Origin of the sequence: Streptomyces racemochromogenes (genome assembly GCF_044129415.1) — a bacterium.
GTDB classification, from domain to species: Bacteria; Actinomycetota; Actinomycetes; order Streptomycetales; family Streptomycetaceae; genus Streptomyces; species Streptomyces racemochromogenes_A.
Genome location: NZ_JBBDHD010000007.1, coordinates 12428 through 30395, shown reverse-complemented (window position 1 = coordinate 30395; position 17968 = coordinate 12428). Strand labels below are relative to the sequence as shown.

Here is a 17968-nt window from a genome sequence, read left to right as displayed (position 1 = left end):
CTTCCCCCGAAAGAGCCAGGCGAGGGGCCTCCTTCGGGGGAGCCGCAGTTGGCTCCGGATGGCGATGTGGGGGCGGGGCCGGCGGTGGGAGCTTTCTCCGTGTCGTCGTCCGGAGATGGGGAGAGAATGCGCATGACACAGGAAGCGGGCCTCGAAGGGGCCGGGGCAGCGGGCGTGGGATACACGGAGGAGGACGCGGCAGAGGCCGTCGGGAGCAAGGGCGTTGTCGTGTTCCTGGTCCTGTCGTTCGGTCTGACGTGGCTGTGGCTGCTGTTCGCCCGGCGAGGGCTCGGGCTGGCGGCGGTGAATCCGCTGCTGCAGCTCCCCTATGCCCTCGGTCCGGGGATCGTGGCGGTCGTCGTGCGCCGCTGGGTCACGAAGGAGGGGTTCGCGGACGCGGGGCTGAGGTTGCGGCTGCGGGAGGCCTGGCCGTACTGGATCATCGCGTGGCTCGGCCCGCTGGGCATCGCCGCGGCGTCCGTCGCCCTGGCGGCGGCGCTCGGCCTGTGGAAGCCCGACCTGGCACCGCTTGGTGAGGTGCTGTCGGGGCTGCCGGGCTGGGCCGCAGTGGCGGCGTTGATGCTGGTCGTGCCGGTGCTCACCCCCCTGTACTGCGGTGAGGAGTTCGGCTGGACCAGCTACCTGCGGCCCCGGCTGTGCGGGGGCCGGACCGTCCCGTCGTTGCTGGCGACCGGGCTGATCTGGGCGGTGTGGCACTTTCCGTTGGCGTTCATCGGTTACGTCGAGTTCCGTGACCGAGCCGTCGGGCTGGCCGCGTGGACGGTGTCCTTCCTGGTCCAGGAGGTCCTGCTGTGGTGGCTCTACCGGCGCAGCGGGAGCGTGTGGGTGGCGAGCCTGGCGCACAGCGGCAACAACATGGTGCTGTTCCTGCTGGTCGGCCAACTGCTGGACGGCCCCGGGGCGGGCCTGGGTCCTTTGGCCACGACGGTACTTCCGACGCTGGCGATGGCGCCGCTGGCCGTCCTGTGCCTGCTGGAGGGGTGGCGGCGGCGCCACGGGCGGTGACCCCGCCCTGCCGCTCGTAGTCGACCTCCACCGAACCCGCCGGTGACAGCCACCCGAGCGGCACCGCCGGGTCGAAGTCCACGCGGCGGACCCCGGGCCGGCGTCCGTCGACACGGGAGGGGGCACCGACCGGTTCTGGTGACGTTGGTTGCGTTGCGGGGCTCCGCGCGGCCGCTATCGGTCGGCGGTGAGCTTGCCCGCCGCGGCCCAGCTGTCGGCGGGGACCTCGTGGATCCAGACCTGGACGGTCTCGGCGGGCAGCTGCAGGGTGTCCACGAAGGCATCGGTGATCCGCGCGACCAGCTCGCGCTTGAGCTCGATGCTGCGGGGGCCCTGCTGGATGGTGACGATCGGCACGGTCTGCTCCTCAAAGGGGTTGCGCCGTCCGGCTCCTGGTGTCCGGTCCGCGCTCTGGGAACAGTCCACCGCAGAGCCCGGCGGCGAACCAGACGAGCTTCGCTCTGACAGCGATCACGATTCGTGATCGTGCGCGGCCCTCCCCCGGCAGGCCTCGACCAGCAGCTCCGGGCGCGGCACGGTGCGGCGCACTCCGAGCGCCACCGGCAGGGCCAGCACCCGGTCCCGCAGCGGCCGGAAGGCGATCCGCGGATGGCTGGTCAGGCGGGCGTTGGCCGCGTAGACCACCGTCCACATCGGGGTGCCGGTGCCGATCGCGGCGAGCGTGTCCTGCAGGGTGCTGGACGCCGGGCCGGGGACGGGCTGGAAGCCGGCCCGGTGGCAGGCGGTGAGCACCAGGTCGACCAGCGCCGGATGGTTGCGGCGCTCGGTGAGCCGCAGCGGCAGTTCGGCGAGGTCCGCCAGGTCGAGCTCGGAACGCTCCGCGAGCGGGTGGCGGGCGGGCAGCGCGATCACCAACTCGTCGGGCGGCAGCGGCAGGAAGCGCACGTCGTCGGTGCCCGCGGGAATCTCGCCGCGGACGAAGGCCGCGTCGAGGCGGCCGTCCGCGAGCCTGGCGAGTCGTTCCTGCACCGGGGCCGAGTGCAGTTCCACGCGGATCTCGGGCGCGTGCCGTTGGTAGGCGTCGAGGATCCGGTCGAGCCGCTCGCCGAGCCCGGTGATGGTGCCGAGCCCGAACGCCCGGGCGCCGGGAGCGGCCAGCTCGGCGGCCAGCGCCGCGGCGGCCCGCTCGGCGGCCAGCACCTCCCGGGCGGCCGGCAGGAACCGTTCGCCGGCCGAGGTGAGCCGGACGTACCGCGGCGAGCGGTCGAACAGTTCCACCTTCAACTCCCGCTCCAGCCGGCGCACCTGCTGGCTCACCGCCGGCTGGCCGAGCATCAACCGGTCGGCGGCCCGTCCGAAGTGCAACTCCTCCGCGACGGCGACGAAGCACCGCAACTGGCGCAGCTCCACGTGATCCCCCGGTTCCGGTCCCTGTCCTGATCTGCGGCGGCCCGCGAAGGCCCCACCTCGGCAGCCTACGGCCGGGCATTTTCGGGAGGGTCCTCAAGGCCGTAGTGTCTGATCATGACCATGTCGTCTTTCCCCAGCCCGCCCGACACGTCCGGGACCTCGTAGCAGTCGCACGCGGGCCCGGGGGCAGACGGCCCTGTGGGAAAGCGACGGGGCAGGAGGACGGTACTGATCGTCGCCGTGTCGGTCGCGGGGCTCCTCGCCGCGGGATTCGGGGTGCGGTGGATGGCGAGCGGGCCGGACGAGTACCGGCTCTCCATGCCCGACACCCTGCTCGGTGGCTCCTACCAGCGGTCTGAAGACGGTCCGCCGAGCGCCGAGGACGATGCACCCCTGGGGCCTTCCGGCACCGCTGCCGGGAAGCCCGCCCGCGTCACCGCCCAGTACGAGAAGGGCTCGGCGGGTACCCGAGAGGTCCTCATGGTGACGGGGGCGTACGGCCGTTTCACAACCCCGCACGACAGGTCCCGCACGGCCCTGCTTGCAGGAGCCTCGGCGCCGACCGAGGCACAAGCGCCTGTCCCGCCCAAGGACATCACCCCGCCGGGCAGCGACATCACGGTGAGCTGCCAGGTTCTCACCCGGCCCGGCGATGAGGAGGTCCGGGTCGACATGCCCATGTGCGCATGGTCGGACGGGAACACCATGGCGCTGGTGGCGCTGATCACCCCGGACGGCCCGCAGCCGGCCCCGGAGAGCATCGATCTGGACCGGCTCGCCGCCATGACGCTGCAGGTACGGTCAGAGGCCCGACAGCCGGCCGGTTGATCGTGCGGCGTCGTGCGGCGTGAGCCGTCACCACAGCTTGTCGATGTCCCCGGGATACAGCTCGATGCGGGAGTGCCGGAACGTCGTCTCCGCCTCGCGGCCCGCTGCCGAGAAGAAGTCCGACATCGTGATCTTGGCGAAGCCGGACTGGTCGCTGGGGAAGGGAGCCTGTCGTGTTCCTCCGACGAGTACGGCCCCCGGGAGCAGGCTCCAGCCGGCGCTCTCGTAGAACGCCCGCAGAGGACGGTCGCAGGTGAACACACCGAGGTCCAGGTGCCGGGCGATCATCGCCTCGCGCGCCGCCGTCACCAGGTGCCGGCCGTACCCACGGCCGCGTACGTGCTCGCTCGTCACCACCGTGCTCAGCCCCCCGGCCGAGAAGGCCCGGCCTGCATGGGTGATCTCCTTGAACAGGATGTCCAGCGCGGCCAGCACTCTCCCCTCGTCCACCAGCAGCATCGACAAGGGGCGCAGCGCAGGGTCGTGGGTCGTGGCCTGGGCAGGCGCGTCGGAGCCGGACCCGGAGGGCCACGCCCGGTCCTGCATCTGCCTCACCTGCACGCGGAGGCCGGCGGGGGTGGCTGCCTCGGGGAACGAATGGATCTGCATGCGCCGATTGTGCGCATACCCTGCCGGGAGGTGTGACGAGGGTGGTGGGGGTTGCCGACGTGCTGCGGAGAGCCGGCCGTCGAAGGCGTCCGGAAAATGCGCGCGGGCCTTGACGCCCGCCGCATCCGCGCGTTCACCGCGGGCGTCCCCAGCGCGCCCGGTGTCTTGCGGTGAAGGGAGCCGGCGCCGAACACTGGTTGCCGTTGGCCCGTTCACGCGGGCCCGGACGCCAACACACCGGTCACGAGCTGAGGAGCGTCACTCATGCAGCGGCTCCGGAACGTACGACGCACAGCCGCACTTTCAGTCGCTGCCCTGGCGCTGGCCGCTACGGCCAACGTCACGGCTGCGGGTACCGCCAGTGCCAACGGCTGGCCCTATTGCACGGACACCCCGTCGGGCTGGGGGGCCTGGACCATCAAGGCGTGCGCGTGGTGGAGCACCGCCGACGACGCGGTGTGGGCGGCCACCGAGGCCAACGCCCTCCCGCACGCGACCGACGTCAGGCTCTACACACAGCTGTGGCGGAGCTGCGACGGCAACCGCACGTGGCAGATGGTCGACTCCACCGCCTACCGCGGCGGCACCCACGCGGGCCCGACCGACGAGGGCGTCGGCCGCTGGTACGACTCCACTCACTCGGTCACGCGCGGGTCATGCTCCTTCCAGGCGCACAGCTGGCTGGACGAGAGCGGCGTGACCCGGGCCAACTCGTGGGCAGTGATGTGGGGCTGGTCGTAACGGTTGAGTCCGTGCCTTTGGTGTGACATGGCACGGCCTCATAGCGTGTCGAGACAGTCGCCGAAGGCGGCTTCTTCGACGACCGCCCGGCCGCTCCCGCCGCCGCGCGAGACGCTGCTGGACATCGTCGCGATCCGCTGCGTGACCTGCCCGTTCCTCAGTTCGACCAGGCCGGTCGCCCGGAAGGCCGCCACCAGGCGTCCGTCCGGGGTGTAGGTCTGCGGGCTTCGGCAGGAGGCCGGGCCGGGAGCAGCCGGCACGGCCTCCGTACGCCCTACCGTGCATGGAGGCGGTCATGCGCCCCCGGCCGACGCCCGGGCGGCCTGGCCGGCGGCGTCGCTGAGCGTGTGCGCGCCGGACGTGCTGAGGCGGCCGCTGCCGCTCTCCAGGTGGGCGCGGACGAACCACTGGAACTGCTCCAGCTTCGCCAGCTGTCCGATCAGCATGTCCTCTGTCACCGGGTCGATGTCGCCGGCCGTCTTCATGGCGGCCCGGTGGTCCTCGATGACGCCGGTGTAGACCAGGTCCAGCGCGCCGAGGTGTGCGACGGCGTCGGCGCGTCCCACTTCGTAGTCGTCCCAGGTGCGCCCCGCGACGAGGGCGCCCGGGGTGCCGATCGGGACTCCGCCGAGGGCGGCCATGCGCTCCGCCGTGGTGTCGGCCATCTCGCGGACGGCGTCCACCTGCGGGTCGAGCATCTCGTGCACGGCGATGAAGTGCGGGCCGACGACGTTCCAGTGGACGTGCTTGAGGGTGAGGGCCAGGTCGTTGAGGGCGTGCAGCCGCGCCTGCAGAACGTCCACGACCCGCTCGGCCTCGATCGGGTCCAGTCCGGGCACGGTGTGCGGTGCGGTGGCCTGCGTGGCGTCGGTCATGGGCGGACTCCTCTTGTCGCTGTCGTTCGATTACCGCGGGCTCTCGGGCGGAACCGTGCGGTCCCTCCCGTCGCCGTCCCATCGCCTGCCCCGCCAGACGGGACGCACACCCCCGGGTTCGTCGCCGCCGCTCCGGGCGGTGGACGGAGGTCAGCGGGCGGAACCGGATCGCGGCCTCCGTCGCCGGAGCCGGGGCGACGTTCCGGTCGAGCGTCGACGCGCACGAGGGGCGGCGCGGCGAGGCAGACGTGCGGGCGAATGCCGGCCGTCCCGGCGCCCCGGACATCCGTACCGAACAGGCGGGCGGTACCCGCCTGCTCGTCGTCGTGCGTCGCGGCCGCCCCCCCTCACCCTCGCCGCCGGCCTCACCGCGCGGTGGTGGCACCCGGCCCTCCGGCGGCCTCTTGAACGCCTCCTGCGCCGGATGCGGCCGCTGCCGTGGTGGCGCTGCCAGGTCCGTCGGTTCGCGTCCGGCCTTCGAAGCGGTGGCGGACGGTTCCGGCCCGGTGCGTTTGAAATCGCGATGGGGGCGCACGAGCGAGGATGACAGCGGAAACGACCGTTACCTCACATCGGATGGGCGGAGGCACATCATGGGCATCATCGCGTGGATCCTCATCGGACTGCTGGCCGGTCTCATCGCCAAGGCCCTCATGCCTGGCAAGGACCCGGGCGGCATCATCATCACCACCCTCATCGGCATAGCCGGCGGTCTGCTCGGTGGCTGGCTCGGCAAGGTGATCTTCGGCGTCGACTCCATCGACGGCTTCTTCGACCTCTCCACCTGGATCGCCGCGATCGTCGGCTCCGTCATCCTGCTGGCCCTCTACCGCCTGCTCACCGGCAACCGCCACTCCCACCGGCACGCCTGACCCCCGACGACAGCCCACGCGCACGCGCCGTCGGCCCGTTCCCGCACGGAGGGGAACGGGCCGACGGCGCGTGCGCGCAGCCGCTGTGGCGACCCTGTAGCGGCCGCCGCTCAGGCCGGTGCCGCGGTCGCGGTGCCGGGCCGGCCGTGCCGAAGGCGGTGGGGGTGCGCGGCCCGGAGGCGTCGCGCGTCAGCGCCGCGACCAGATGATGTCGGCGACGCAGGAGAGGAAGTCCTCGGCGTCGAAGACCTCGCCCGGGGCGCGCATCCCGGAGGCCGCGCCGCCCGGCAGCGTCCGGCCGGCGAGGATCCGGACGGCCGCCTCGGCGACCAGCGGGGCGGTCACCGCGTAGATGTCCCGGCCGGCAGCGGACGCGGCGCGGCGCTCGGCTCCTCGTCTGACCACGACGTCGACCAGCCACGACTGCGCGGAACGGCCGTCGCCGGACGCGGCGGTGGGGCCCGGCGTGCTCGGGTCGCGCAGGTCGTCCAGCGGTGCCTCGTTCATGAACGCCCGGACCTCGGGAGCCTTCAGGTGGCGCGAGATGGTGATCTGGTCGGCCGTCCCGAGGGCGCGTACGGGCTGCCTGCCCGCCGGCGCCGGGAAGTCCCAGTGCGCCGGGACGTCCGGGCCGTCGGTGAAGGGGACCAGCCGACCGCCGCTCACGGTCACCCGCTTGCCCGCGCTCCGCGCCCCCGCCTTGCGGGTGCCGGCGGTGGGGTGCCAGCTGTCGAGCGAGAACGCCACCGTGATGTCGTCCGCGGCCGCCCAGTCGCCCATCGCCGCGGTGGCCAGCAGGTCCGGCAGGCCGCCGAAGAAGCCCAGGGCGGGCAGGAACAGCAGGCCGCTGTCCGCGAGCGGGTCCCGGTAGGTCTCGAAGTCGTGGCGGGTGACCGGCTGCTCCCCGGTGATGTCGATGTAGTGGATACCGGCGCGCAGCGCGGCCTCGATCAGCGGGCCCGTGGTGTCGCCGAACGGTCCGGCGGCGTTGACGACCAGCGCGGCGCCCTCCACCAGCGCGTCCAGGGATCCGGGTTCGTCGACGGTGGCGACGTGGACGCGGGCGTGGGGGTGGATCTCGGCCAGGGCGGTCATGCGGACCGGGTCGCGGCCACCGAGGGAGAGGCGCAGGCCGCGCTGGTGGAACTCGTCGATGAGGAAGCGGGCGGTGTGGCCGTAGGCGCCGAAGATCGCGACGGTCTGCTGCGCCGGGTTGATGTCCATGGCATCGAGCTTGGGGGCGGCAGGCTGCCCGCACGAGTGTCGGAAAGGACACCACCCGTACACTTCCGGACATGACTCTGGTGGCGATGCCGGTGTACGACGGGGCGATGCTGTTCGAGGCGGCCATCGCCATGGAGGTCTTCGGCACGGACCGCCCCCAGCTGGCCGACCCCTGGTACGCGTTCGCGGTCTGCGGACCGCAGGACGCCCGGCTCGGGGGCCTGCTGCGCCTCGACGCCGCGCACGGGCTCGACGTACTCGCCCGCGCCGACACGGTGATCGTGCCGTCCTGCGACGACATCGAGGCCGAGCCGCCCGCCGACCTGCTGGACGCGCTCCGTGCCGCCTACCGGCGCGGGGCCCGTATCGCGTCGCTGTGCACCGGCTCCTTCGTCCTCGCCGCCGCAGGGCTGCTGGACGGGCGCGAGGCCGCCACGCACTGGCTGCACGCGGACCGGCTGGCGGAGCGCCATCCGCGCGTACGGGTCAACGCGGACGTCCTCTACACCCACGACGGGCAGATCCTCACCGCCGCGGGCAAGGCGGCCGCCCTCGACCTCAGCCTCCACCTGGTACGCCTCGACCACGGCGCCGCGGTCGCCAACGCGCTGGCCCGCATCCTGGTCGTGCCTCCGCACCGCGCCGGCGGCCAGGCGCAGTACATCGCCGCGCCCGTCCCGGCCCGCAGCGCTGACGGGTTCACCGCCCTGCAGGACTGGATCCTCGACCGGCTGCACGAGCCGTTGACCGTCCAGGACCTGGCCTCCCGCGCGGGGATGAGCGCCCGGCACCTGACACGGCTCTTCCACCGGAGCACCGGTCTCACCCCGCTGCGGTGGTTGCACGTGCAGCGCATCAGGCGTGCGCAGGAGCTGCTGGAGACCACCGACACTCCCGTCGAACGGATCGCCGTCCACGCGGGCATGGGCACGGCGACCACCCTGCGCCGGCACTTCAGCCGCGCGGTGGGAGTGCCCCCGGACACCTACCGGCGCACCTTCCGCGGTGGCAGCGGCTCATAGCCCCCGCGCGATCCTCCGGAAGACCTCGTCCACCGGTCGCCCCCCCCGGGATCGTCGGCCCGGCGGTGAGGCGGATGCCCCCGCCCTGGCCCGCTCCCGCACGGGCCGGCCGTCGACGGCGCCGCGCGCCTGCTGACGGCCTCCGGGCCGGCCAAGAACACCATCAACGTGTACGACGTCGGCACCCCCCGCCATGGGCGACCTCGGCACCCTGAACGGCCTCGCCCTCGACGCCACGGGGCAACGCAGGGCAGCGTGGGGCACACGCTCTTTCCGGCTCTGGGATACCGAGGACCCGACGGCCCCCATTGGACCGCCCCGCGGCCGGGGCGGACGGGGCCTAGGACGGCGGATAGGGGGCGTACTTGAGGCGGCGGGCCAGGTGGGCGACGTTCGCCGCGAGGGTGGCGGTCGTCGCGGCCGTCTTCTCCGGGGTCTTGTCGAGGTCCTGGTAGTCGGTGCCCTGCATGGCCTCCCCCACCCAGTACGTCACCGCGTTCGCCGGCAGGGTGAAGCCGCAGTCGTTGAGCCCCTGGAACAGTTCGGCGCTGACGTGGTGGGCGCCGTCCTCGTTGCCGACCACGCAGACTCCGGCGACCTTCCCGTAGGTGAGCATCCTGCCTTCCTCGTCGCTCTCCCCGATCTCCGCGTTGAGGCGCTCCATGACGCGCTGCGCGAGGCTGGAGGGGTGGCCGAGCCAGATCGGGGTGGCGAGGATCAGGATGTCGGTGCCGAGGATCGTCTCGCGGATCTCCGGCCAGAAGTCCCCCTCCCCCATGTCGACGGCCACGCCCGGCCGTACGTCGTGGTCGGCGATGCGGAGGACCTTGCCGGTCACTCCGTGGCCGGCGAGCGCTTCCATGGTCTGCTCGGCCAGTAGTTGGGAGGAGGACGGCTTCGGGGACGGGGACAGGGTGCACACCAGGGCTACGGCGCGCAGCGGAGTGGTCTCGTTGGCTTCCATGCCACGCGCCTACCCCGGCGAAGCCGTTGTGATCAGCATCGTCTGGACGAAGGCGAGGCAGACAAGCCCTGTCCACATCTCCGGCCGCCGGCAGGGGGCTGCCCCCTTGCCCGAAGGCGGCGGCGACCTTGCCGTCCGGACAGGCCGTGGAACGCGGCGAGGCGCGCCGTAACGAGCGGCTCACTCACCTCATCGAATGTCTGTCTGCGGTGCAGGAAGCGGAACGAGTCGCGGTGGATCGGCGTCACCACAACCTGGCTGACGAGCAGTAGCAGGCCCGGGCACGATCCGCGTACTGTGCGCGCCCGAGGTCCGAAGCGGCACACAGCCTCGCCTGGGCAGTACAGGAGGATCCGCAGGACGAGAAGGTCTGGGCGCACATACGTCCGAGCCGACAGGCCTTCCTTGACCTCGCGCGGGACCAGCTGAGTTGAACCCCGGGCGGGGTGCGGCAGCCGGCGTGAGCGGCCCGGGACGCCTTGGGGCAGGAGGCGTGCATGTCCAACTCGGAAGTGCCGGACCGTACTCGCCCCCCCCCGGGCGAGCGAGTACGAACGGCAAGTCAGATGACTGATGCGGCACGGATCACCGCGGCGGCACAGTGGAGTTGTTCCGCGGGCAAGGCCGCGGAGCGGTGTCCACGACGAAGGAGATCCTGTTCATGAAGCGCATCACACGGGCCTCGGCTGCCCTCCTGCTGGCGGGAGCCGCGGCCGCCGCGGCGCTCACCGCGAGCACCGGGACGGCCGTCGCGGCGGCCAACGTTTCGTACGCCAACGATCTGGTGCGCACCTACGACACGGGCGACAGCGCCGACAACTGGAACGGGTGCAACAAGGCCAAGTACGTGGAGAACAGCCGCCTCGACCGTGTGCATCCCCGGGATCCCGAGGAGTACTACTACTGCGCACCGGGTTACTTCGGAAACGGTGTCCAGCGGGTGAACCTCTGGTTCAGGCACCGGGCCTGACGGTCGGCGCCCGTGGGGCCGGTGCTCTTGCTGTGCCAGAGCCGGCCCGCCGGGCCGGGTCCTTCCCGGACGATCCCGTACCGAGAACGGGAGCTCGCGGGTGGCCCAGGCCCGGCAGCACGGCCCCCGGCCGCGCCGTACGCCCGCGCCGGGGCCCGTCGGCGAACCGGATGGTGGCGGACCCGGGCTGCCTCGGCCTGGGCGCGGTCCAAGCCGTCCACGACCGGGTTGAGCAGGGTGGAGCGGCGTGCTCCTCGTTCTGGAACACCTGGAGCCGGCCGCCCGGGGTGAGGTGCCGGTCGGTCGCCCCCGCCATGGGGCGCGCATGGGCGCGTGCGATGCGGACCGCGCGCGGAGCGGACCGCATGCGCGCGGGCCGTCCGGGCATGCGCGCGGTGTGATGACGAAGCTCAAGGTGATGACGTTCGCGCTGCCCGGCGCGCTCGCGGCCGGCGGCGACCTGGTGGGAGATCGGTACGGGCCACTTCGGCTGCCGCACCGAGGACGGCCGCTTCGGCGGCTGACCGCCGTCCCGTGCCGGCCCGCCACTTCGCCCCGCCGCACCCCGCCTCGTTCCCCTTTCACCCGCCACCCCACGACCCACAGGACTGCCCCATGACACGTACCGTTGCCCGCGCCATCGTCGACGCCCTCAAGGAGCTCGACGTCCGCCACGTCTTCGGGGTCGTCGGCGACGCCCTCAACCCGCTGACGGACGCCATCCGCACCACCGACGGCATCGAGTGGATCGGCTGCCGCCACGAGGAGGCGGCAGCCTTCGCGGCGGGCGCGCAGGCCCAGCTGTCCGGCCGGCTCGGCGTGTGCATGGGCACCGTCGGCCCCGGCTCCGTCCACCTCCTCAACGGCCTCTATGACGCGGCCAAGAGCCACGCGCCCGTGCTCGCCGTCTGCGGCCAGGTACCGCTCGCCGAGCTGGGCACCGACTACTTCCAGGAGGTCGACAACGACCAGCTGTTCCGCGACGTCGCCGTGTACCGGGCGACGGTGACCTCGCCGCAGCAGATGCCCCGGATGCTGGAGTCGGCGGTCCGGGCGGCGGTGACGCAGGGCGGCGTGGCGGTCCTGACCGTCCCCGGCGACCTCGGCGAGCAGGAGATCGAGGAGGACCGTCCGGTGCGGCTCGCTCCGGACCGGCCGGTGACCCGGCCCGACGATCCGGCGCTCGCGGAGGCCGCACGGCTCGTCAACGCGGGCTCCAGGACCACCCTGCTGGTCGGCCGCGGGGCGCGGGAGGCCCGCGAGGAGGTCCTGAGGCTGGCGGAACTCCTCGCCGCGCCCATGGTGCTCACCCTGAAGGCCAAGGAGGGCTTCGAGCACGACAACCCGTACCAGGTGGGCCAGACCGGGCTGATCGGCAACCCCGCGGCGTCGCACGCCCTCGACGGCTGCGACACCCTGGTCATGCTGGGCACCGACTTCCCCTACCGCGACTGGTACCCCTCGGGCCGCAAGGTCGTCCAGATCGACACCCGGGCCGAACACCTGGGCCGCCGGGTCCCGGTGGACGCCCCGCTCGCCGGGGACGTCGGGGCCACCCTGCGCGCCCTGATCCCGCGGCTGGAGGCCACGACCGACCGCTCCCACCTCGACGACGCCCGCTCCCGCTTCGATTCCTGGACCGAGGACCAGCACAAGCTCGCCGACCCCCGCCACGACCGCCGTTGGACGGGCCGGCTGCGCGCCCTGGTCGACAACCGGGACCACGACGTCCGCCCCGAGGCCCTGGCCCTGGCCGTGGACCGGCACGCCTCGGACGACGCGGTCTTCACCTCCGACACCGGCATGGCCACCGTCTGGCTCTCCCGCTTCGTCACGCTGCGCGGGACGCGGCGGCTGCTCGGCTCCTACAACCTCGGGTCGATGGCGAACGCCATGCCGCAGGCGCTCGGCGCGCAGCTGTGGGACCCCGACCGGCAGGTGGTCGCGTTCTGCGGGGACGGCGGGCTGAGCATGCTGCTCGGGGACCTGATGACGATCAAGACGTATGGGCTGCCGGTCAAGCTCGTCCTGTTCGACAACCGGCGCCTGGGGATGGTCAAGCTGGAGCAGGAACAGGCGGGACTGCCGGAGTTCGGCACGGAACTCGACAACCCCGACTTCGCCGCCGTCGCCACCGCCCTCGGCCTGACCGGCATCCGTGTCACCGACCCGGCCGCGCTGGACGACGCGGTGCGCCAGGCGCTGGAGACGCCGGGACCGGTCCTGCTCGATGTGCTGACCAATCCCCGCGAGATCGCCGTGCCCGCCAAACCCACCGTGGGGCAGGGGTGGGGCTTCGCCATCGCCAAGGTCAAGGAGACCCTGGCCAGCGACCGGGACTGACCTCCCCCGCGTCGGGCGCCGGGCGCGGCCGGCAGGGCGTCCGGGGGCGTTCACCACGTCGCTCAGCCAGTCCACGCCGAGCGCCACCAACCTCTCGTCGCAGCTCGCCCGCCGCTGCGCCCAACGTCAGCAGGCCCGTCAGCGCGAGGGTCAGCGGTCGCGACGCGCTCCTGTGGCCAGCCGCTCGGGAGCCTGGCTGCCGGCCTCCTGAGTGCGGACTGGGGCGCCGGTGACGGTGAACGCGATGTCCAGACTGCGGCACATCCGCTGTGTGCGAGCCATGGCACTGAGCGTGGCGGGACCGGGTTCACCGGCGGGCAGTTCGAGGACGACCTGATCCGGGCGGTGAGTGGCCACGAGCGCTTCGATCTGGAAGGCCACCGCCGCCCGGTTGGTGATGTCCAGGCCGTGCAGGACCTTCACCGTGAGGGTGCCGCGGTCGAGCACATGGGTGATCAACATCCACACGCCTCCAAAGAGCCCGGGCGGGCCGCGTAAGCCCACCACACCTGCCTCCAGCATGCGGGCGCGCGGCCCCCGCCGCACGAACCACGCAGGGGCACTCCCCAGGCGGCCCGGGATCCGGCCGGGCCTCCTCGATGTCGGGGCGAATGGCTGCGTCGCTGATCACGGCCGCGTTCAGCAGGTCAGGAGCCGGTGGATGGGGGTCCAGTCCATGTGCTCCTCCTCCGTACCCGGGGGAACGAGGGTGTAGGTGGTCTGCAGCCACGCGATCATCCGTCCGCGGTCGAGACCGAGCAGGGCGTGATCAGGCTGGGGCCCCAGGCGCAACCACAGCCGGCCGTCGTCGACCGGATCGGGCCAGCCGACGACATCGCTGCCGCCGACGAGTGAACGGGTGGCGGCCGCGAGCAGGTCGCGTCCCAGGTGCCAGGTGATGTCCTGCCGGCAGTGGAAGACGGCTTTCACGCACAAAGGGTCCTCCGACCGATAGCTGAAGGTCACCGGCACCGTGAGCGGGTGAGACAGGTGAGGGAGGTACTGGCGGACGAACGTGAACCAGCGGGCGTCGCGGGGAGCCGCGCCGGGGCAAGGGGTGATCTCCACGGGATCCAATCCTGGGGAGGAGCATGGTGGGCGATGCCCCCCGCCTTCCCGCTGCCAGCGCTCTGACGCGTCGCTGCTGTCAGCCGATCGGGTGGAACACCGCTGCCGGCAGTCCGCTGCGGAACGGTCAAACTACGAGATCCATACCTGCTCGCGGATGGTGTGGCGGCGGGGAGCCGGGCGCGGAGAGGACGGCGTCTACGATCAGGAAGGCCGCCTGGCCGCAGTCATGATCGGCGCTGGGCGAGGCCCGTTCGTCCGGGTCGACCGAGTCGAGCTGATTGCGTCCGTCCGTCCGACCAGGGCAGTGGACTGGAGCGAGGACACCAGCCGCTACCGGGCAGGCGCCACCTCAGGCGGCACGTCGTGCGCCGTCACGTCCAGGAGCGCGCCGCCGCCTGAAACCGCCGGAGTAGGGCTCCCGGCCTAATCGTCTCCGCTGGTGGTCCCGTTCAGGTTCCGGCGCCGGTTCTTCCCAGAGCGGCGCACCAGGTCGCCCGCGGCCAGCGTCACTTGTGCCACGGCACGGGTCCACCGGGGGCCGCCGCGCTCCGCCCACACCACACATGCGCACCCGCCGACGGTGAGCGCCACGATACCGAGCAGCACCAGACCCACCATGTTCCCCACCTCATGTTCCTTCGTACGATCCGGCTGATCGTCTCAGAGGGCGGCTTGTGAGGTGCTCTGCCACTGCTTGCCGTTGACGCCACCGGTGCCTCGCGGAGACGGGGGCGGCCAGCGCGTCGGCTTCCTCGTTGGTGGACCAGCCTGACGAGTCGTCGCCGGCCAGGTCGCCGGCCAGGTCGTCGGCCAGGACCAGGTGCGGGTCATCGAGGCGGAACCGATGCGCGGCGCCGTCGGTCTCCGCCACCGTCAGGTAGGCGACCGTCGGGGCCCGTGGTGTGACGGGCCGCCGTGACCGTGCGTACGCCCCGCCAGTCCACGCAGGGGCCCTTGCGAGTGGCGCCGGCCCGCCGTTGCGGTGCACGGAATGGAGCGCGACGGTGCAAGGCACCGCCCGGCTCGGACCCTGACGGTGAGCACGTTCCGCTCGATGTCGAAGTCGTTCGCCTCCGCTGTGACGCAGGGGAGCGCGAAGGCCGTCATCACGTACCCTTCGCCCTCGCCCCAGGCGTCCCGGTGGGCATCGCCGGGGGGCGCGTCGGCATCGGAGCACCTCCACCGGGTCCGGGTAGGTGCCGACGCGCTGCGCCGCCACCCTTGTAACATGTCACCCGATGGACGACAGGGGTGGTGTCGTCGAGCTGATGACCATGAGGGGGCGCCTGTGACCACGGCCGGCCAGCCGAGCAGAACCCAGCCCGGCCCCGGGCAGGCGGTGGCCTTTCTGATGCCGCTGCGACAGGTGCGCGAGGGATTCGCCGACCGGGAGACCGGGGTGATCGAGGCCGCCGAACGCCGGTACTCGTGCGGCCGCCTCGGGGCCGCCACCACCCCCAGCGGACAACGCCTCACCGCCATCCACCGGGCCAACGCCGCCGGCCTGCGCCGCCTCACCGGACAGATCACCGCGCTCGCCCTCCTCGGGCCCGAAGTGCGCGTCCCGGCGCCACCCAGCTCGTTGCGCACCTGACCGGCATGCGCGCTCCCACCTCGGTACCCGCCCCCAGCGGCCCCGTCCAATCCCTGGAGACCCTCCGGAGCCGGCACACGACGGCATTCACCGACGTCGGCCGGCTCCCCTTCACAGAGTCACATCACGGCGGCGACGGGCAGCGGTCCATCACCGGCCCGAGTCCACATCAGTCCCTGACGTACGCACAGAAAGAGACCCGCATGAGCAGCAGTGTAGAGACGCTGGAATTCCAGGCCGAGACCCGCCAGTTGCTCCGACTGGTGATTCACTCGATCTACTCGAACAAAGACATCTTCCTGCGCGAGCTGATCTCGAACGCCTCCGATGCCCTGGACAAGCTGCGACTGGAATCGCTGACCGACTCCAGCCTCGCCGACGACGGCACCACCGACCTGCACATCTCGCTGGAGGTCGACAAGGACGCCCGCACGCTCACCGTCCGTGACAACGGGATCGGCATGACCCGGGACGATCTCGTGGAGCTGATCGGCACCATCGCCAAGTCCGGTACCGCCGGCCTGCTGGAGAAGATCAAGGAGTCCAAGGACGCCGCCACCGCCGAGAGCCTGATCGGGCAATTCGGCGTCGGCTTCTACTCGGCGTTCATGGTCGCCGACAAGGTCACCGTCCGCACCCGTCGGGCCGGCACCGACTCCGGCACGCAGTGGGAATCCGACGGCGAGGCCACCTACGACCTCCAGGACGTCGACGGGCTGCCCGTGGGCACCTCCGTCACCCTGCACCTCAAGCCCGCCGACAGCGAGGACGGGCTGGCCGACTACCTCTCCGAGTCGAAGATCCGCCAGATCGTCAAGCAGTACTCGGACTTCATCCGCTGGCCGATCCGGATGGCCACCGAGCGCACCGACACCGAGGGCGGGATCACCCGCGACATCGACACGCTCAACTCGATGAAGGCGCTGTGGGCCCGTCCGCGCAGCGAGGTGACGGAGGAGGAGTACAACGAGTTCTACCAGCAGATCGGTCACGACTGGCTGCCCCCGGCCGAGACGATCCACATGCGCGCCGAGGGCACCTTCGAGTACGAGGCGCTGCTGTTCATCCCTTCGCAGGCGCCCTTCGACCTGTTCTCCCGCGAGACCAGGAGCGGCGTGCAGCTGTACGTCAAGCGGGTGTTCATCATGGACGACTGCGAAGCGCTGATGCCCAACTACCTGCGCTTCGTCAAGGGCGTCGTGGATGCCCACGACCTGTCGCTGAACGTCTCCCGTGAGCTCCTCCAGCACGACCGCCAGATCCACGGCGTACGCCGGCGCCTGGTCAAGAAGGTGCTCGGCGCCCTCAAGGACATGCAGTCCAAGGACGCCGAGCGCTACACGAAGGTGTGGGAGCAGTTCGGCCGGGCGCTCAAGGAAGGCCTTGTCGAGGACACAGCGAACACCGAAGCCCTGCTGGAGCTGGTGTCGGCCGCCTCCACCCATGACCCGGAGAAGACCACCACGCTGCGCGAGTACGTCGAGCGGATGAAGGACGGCCAGGACAGCATCTACTACCTGACCGGCGAGAGCCGCGCGATGGTGGAGAACTCCCCGCACATGGAGGCCTTCACCGCCAAGGGCTACGAGGTCCTGATCCTCACCGACCCCATCGACGAGGTGTGGGTGGACCAGGTCCCCGCCTTCGACGGCCATCCTCTGCAGTCCATCGCCAAGGGGCAGGTCGACCTCGACGCCTCCGCGGACGGCCAGAAGGAGACCGAGGCCGAGAAGGCGCAGCGCGAGCAGCACTTCGCCGCTCTGCTGCCTTGGCTGACCACCACCCTGTCCGAGCAGGTCAAGCAGGTCCGCCTGTCGTCGCGCCTGACGACCTCGGCGGCGTGCATCGTCGGGGACGCCCACGACCTGACCCCGACCCTGGAAAAGATGTACCGGGCCATGGGCCGGCAGATTCCCCCGGTCAAGAGGATCTTGGAGCTCAACCCCGCACACCCGCTCATCACGGCCCTGCGCGCGGCGCACGAAACGGACGCCGAAAACCCCGCACTGGCGGAGACCGCCGAGCTCATCTACGGCAGCGCGCTGCTCGCAGAAGGAGGCGACCTGCCCGACCCGGCCCGCTTCACCAGGCTCCTCACCGACCGCCTGACCGGCACCCTGTAGCCACGGGAACGGCCCGGCTGAACGGTAGAACCCGGTCACCTGGCTGCGTCGTCGCGCGCGGATCACGCGCGGGACGGTGGCCACCCGGGTCGCCGAACAGCTCGGGCCGGAGCCCTCGGCGTGTGTCGGGTGGGGCAGAAGTGAGGTGCGCTGTGCTTGGCTCGGCAGCGCACTCGGTCAGGAGGAGCAGGCTGAACGTCGCGCGCGACAGGACCTGGCCGCCCCGCCCTGACCGAGCACCGACACCGGCGGCGGCCTGCGCTGCGCGGCCGGGCTGTGCAGCGCAGGCGGCCGCCGGGATGCCGCAGCCCACCCGGGCTCAGGTGCGGGTCATC

19 protein-coding genes are annotated in these 17968 nt (G+C 71.9%); 9 read left to right on the top strand and 10 right to left on the bottom strand.

The annotated features are described in order from the left end of the window. The first annotated feature begins 132 nt into the window (after positions 1 to 132). Positions 133 to 1026 carry a CPBP family glutamic-type intramembrane protease gene (locus tag WDV06_RS04405; protein ID WP_395508273.1) on the top strand — a complete coding sequence of 298 codons (894 nt, stop codon included), beginning with the start codon at positions 133 to 135 and terminating at the stop codon, positions 1024 to 1026. A 174-nt stretch (positions 1027 to 1200) separates the two neighbouring features. Here the strand turns inward: WDV06_RS04405 and dmpI are convergent, their stop codons facing one another. Together dmpI and WDV06_RS04395 are read right to left on the bottom strand one after the other, a co-directional pair. After that, positions 1201 to 1383 carry a 4-oxalocrotonate tautomerase DmpI gene (gene dmpI, locus WDV06_RS04400; RefSeq protein WP_395508272.1) on the bottom strand — a complete coding sequence of 61 codons (183 nt, stop codon included), beginning with the start codon at positions 1381 to 1383 and terminating at the stop codon, positions 1201 to 1203. A gap of 114 nt (positions 1384 to 1497) precedes the next feature. Continuing rightward, a complete protein-coding gene (locus tag WDV06_RS04395; RefSeq protein ID WP_395508271.1) occupies positions 1498 to 2397 on the bottom strand; it encodes a LysR family transcriptional regulator in 900 nt (299 codons plus the stop codon). Positions 2398 to 2595: 198 nt separating this feature from the next. On the opposite strand from WDV06_RS04395, the gene WDV06_RS04390 reads away from it, so the two are divergent. Then, positions 2596 to 3225, top strand: coding sequence for a hypothetical protein (locus WDV06_RS04390; RefSeq protein WP_395508270.1), 630 nt, complete (start codon positions 2596 to 2598; stop codon positions 3223 to 3225). Positions 3226 to 3252: 27 nt separating this feature from the next. Here the strand turns inward: WDV06_RS04390 and WDV06_RS04385 are convergent, their stop codons facing one another. Further along, positions 3253 to 3834: a GNAT family N-acetyltransferase gene (locus WDV06_RS04385; RefSeq protein WP_395508269.1), complete on the bottom strand. Its 582-nt coding sequence runs from the start codon at positions 3832 to 3834 to the stop codon at positions 3253 to 3255. 264 nt (positions 3835 to 4098) lie between these two features. Here WDV06_RS04385 and WDV06_RS04380 point away from each other — a divergent pair, with 264 nt between their 5' ends. Beyond that, positions 4099 to 4575 carry a hypothetical protein gene (locus tag WDV06_RS04380; RefSeq protein ID WP_395508268.1) on the top strand — a complete coding sequence of 159 codons (477 nt, stop codon included), beginning with the start codon at positions 4099 to 4101 and terminating at the stop codon, positions 4573 to 4575. Positions 4576 to 4613: 38 nt separating this feature from the next. Here WDV06_RS04380 and WDV06_RS04375 read toward each other — a convergent pair whose 3' ends face one another. Together WDV06_RS04375 and WDV06_RS04370 are read right to left on the bottom strand one after the other, a co-directional pair. Further along, on the bottom strand, positions 4614 to 4835 hold the full coding sequence (locus WDV06_RS04375; protein ID WP_395508267.1) for a hypothetical protein: 222 nt from the start codon (positions 4833 to 4835) through the stop codon (positions 4614 to 4616). A 33-nt stretch (positions 4836 to 4868) separates the two neighbouring features. Next, positions 4869 to 5450 carry a Dps family protein gene (locus tag WDV06_RS04370; RefSeq protein ID WP_395508266.1) on the bottom strand — a complete coding sequence of 194 codons (582 nt, stop codon included), beginning with the start codon at positions 5448 to 5450 and terminating at the stop codon, positions 4869 to 4871. Positions 5451 to 6043: 593 nt separating this feature from the next. Between WDV06_RS04370 and WDV06_RS04365 the strand changes: the two genes are divergently transcribed. Next, positions 6044 to 6322, top strand: a complete 279-nt coding sequence (locus tag WDV06_RS04365; protein WP_385874689.1) for a GlsB/YeaQ/YmgE family stress response membrane protein — start codon at positions 6044 to 6046, stop codon at positions 6320 to 6322. 189 nt (positions 6323 to 6511) lie between these two features. Here the strand turns inward: WDV06_RS04365 and WDV06_RS04360 are convergent, their stop codons facing one another. Further along, a complete protein-coding gene (locus tag WDV06_RS04360; RefSeq protein ID WP_395508265.1) occupies positions 6512 to 7546 on the bottom strand; it encodes a saccharopine dehydrogenase NADP-binding domain-containing protein in 1035 nt (344 codons plus the stop codon). Positions 7547 to 7617: 71 nt separating this feature from the next. Here WDV06_RS04360 and WDV06_RS04355 point away from each other — a divergent pair, with 71 nt between their 5' ends. Next, the gene (locus WDV06_RS04355) at positions 7618 to 8568 is read left to right on the top strand and encodes a helix-turn-helix domain-containing protein (RefSeq protein WP_395508264.1); all 951 of its coding nucleotides are present in this window, start codon (positions 7618 to 7620) and stop codon (positions 8566 to 8568) included. A 340-nt stretch (positions 8569 to 8908) separates the two neighbouring features. Here WDV06_RS04355 and WDV06_RS04350 read toward each other — a convergent pair whose 3' ends face one another. Then, positions 8909 to 9532 (bottom strand): flavodoxin family protein, encoded by a 624-nt coding sequence (locus WDV06_RS04350; protein WP_395508263.1) that lies wholly within the window; start codon positions 9530 to 9532, stop codon positions 8909 to 8911. Between the two features lie 661 nt (positions 9533 to 10193). On the opposite strand from WDV06_RS04350, the gene WDV06_RS04345 reads away from it, so the two are divergent. Both WDV06_RS04345 and WDV06_RS04340 read left to right on the top strand, forming a co-directional pair. Further along, positions 10194 to 10502 carry a hypothetical protein gene (locus WDV06_RS04345; RefSeq protein ID WP_395508262.1) on the top strand — a complete coding sequence of 103 codons (309 nt, stop codon included), beginning with the start codon at positions 10194 to 10196 and terminating at the stop codon, positions 10500 to 10502. Positions 10503 to 11117: 615 nt separating this feature from the next. Further along, positions 11118 to 12845, top strand: a complete 1728-nt coding sequence (locus WDV06_RS04340; protein WP_395508261.1) for a thiamine pyrophosphate-dependent enzyme — start codon at positions 11118 to 11120, stop codon at positions 12843 to 12845. Positions 12846 to 12995: 150 nt separating this feature from the next. On the opposite strand, the gene WDV06_RS04335 is transcribed toward WDV06_RS04340, so the two are convergent. The 3 genes from WDV06_RS04335 to WDV06_RS04325 all read right to left on the bottom strand — a co-directional run bounded on the left by WDV06_RS04335 (position 12996) and on the right by WDV06_RS04325 (position 14534). After that, positions 12996 to 13307: a hypothetical protein gene (locus WDV06_RS04335; RefSeq protein WP_395508260.1), complete on the bottom strand. Its 312-nt coding sequence runs from the start codon at positions 13305 to 13307 to the stop codon at positions 12996 to 12998. 177 nt (positions 13308 to 13484) lie between these two features. Beyond that, complete coding sequence (locus tag WDV06_RS04330) at positions 13485 to 13913, bottom strand: SsgA family sporulation/cell division regulator (RefSeq protein WP_395508259.1); 429 nt, start codon at positions 13911 to 13913, stop codon at positions 13485 to 13487. Positions 13914 to 14339: 426 nt separating this feature from the next. After that, entirely contained in the window at positions 14340 to 14534 is a 195-nt protein-coding gene (locus WDV06_RS04325; protein WP_395508346.1) for a hypothetical protein, read from the bottom strand. Positions 14535 to 15267: 733 nt separating this feature from the next. Here WDV06_RS04325 and WDV06_RS04320 point away from each other — a divergent pair. Both WDV06_RS04320 and htpG read left to right on the top strand, forming a co-directional pair. Beyond that, a complete protein-coding gene (locus WDV06_RS04320) occupies positions 15268 to 15510 on the top strand; it encodes a hypothetical protein (RefSeq protein ID WP_395508258.1) in 243 nt (80 codons plus the stop codon). A 203-nt stretch (positions 15511 to 15713) separates the two neighbouring features. Further along, positions 15714 to 17633, top strand: coding sequence for a molecular chaperone HtpG (htpG, locus tag WDV06_RS04315; protein WP_395508257.1), 1920 nt, complete (start codon positions 15714 to 15716; stop codon positions 17631 to 17633). The last annotated feature ends 335 nt before the right edge of the window (positions 17634 to 17968 follow it).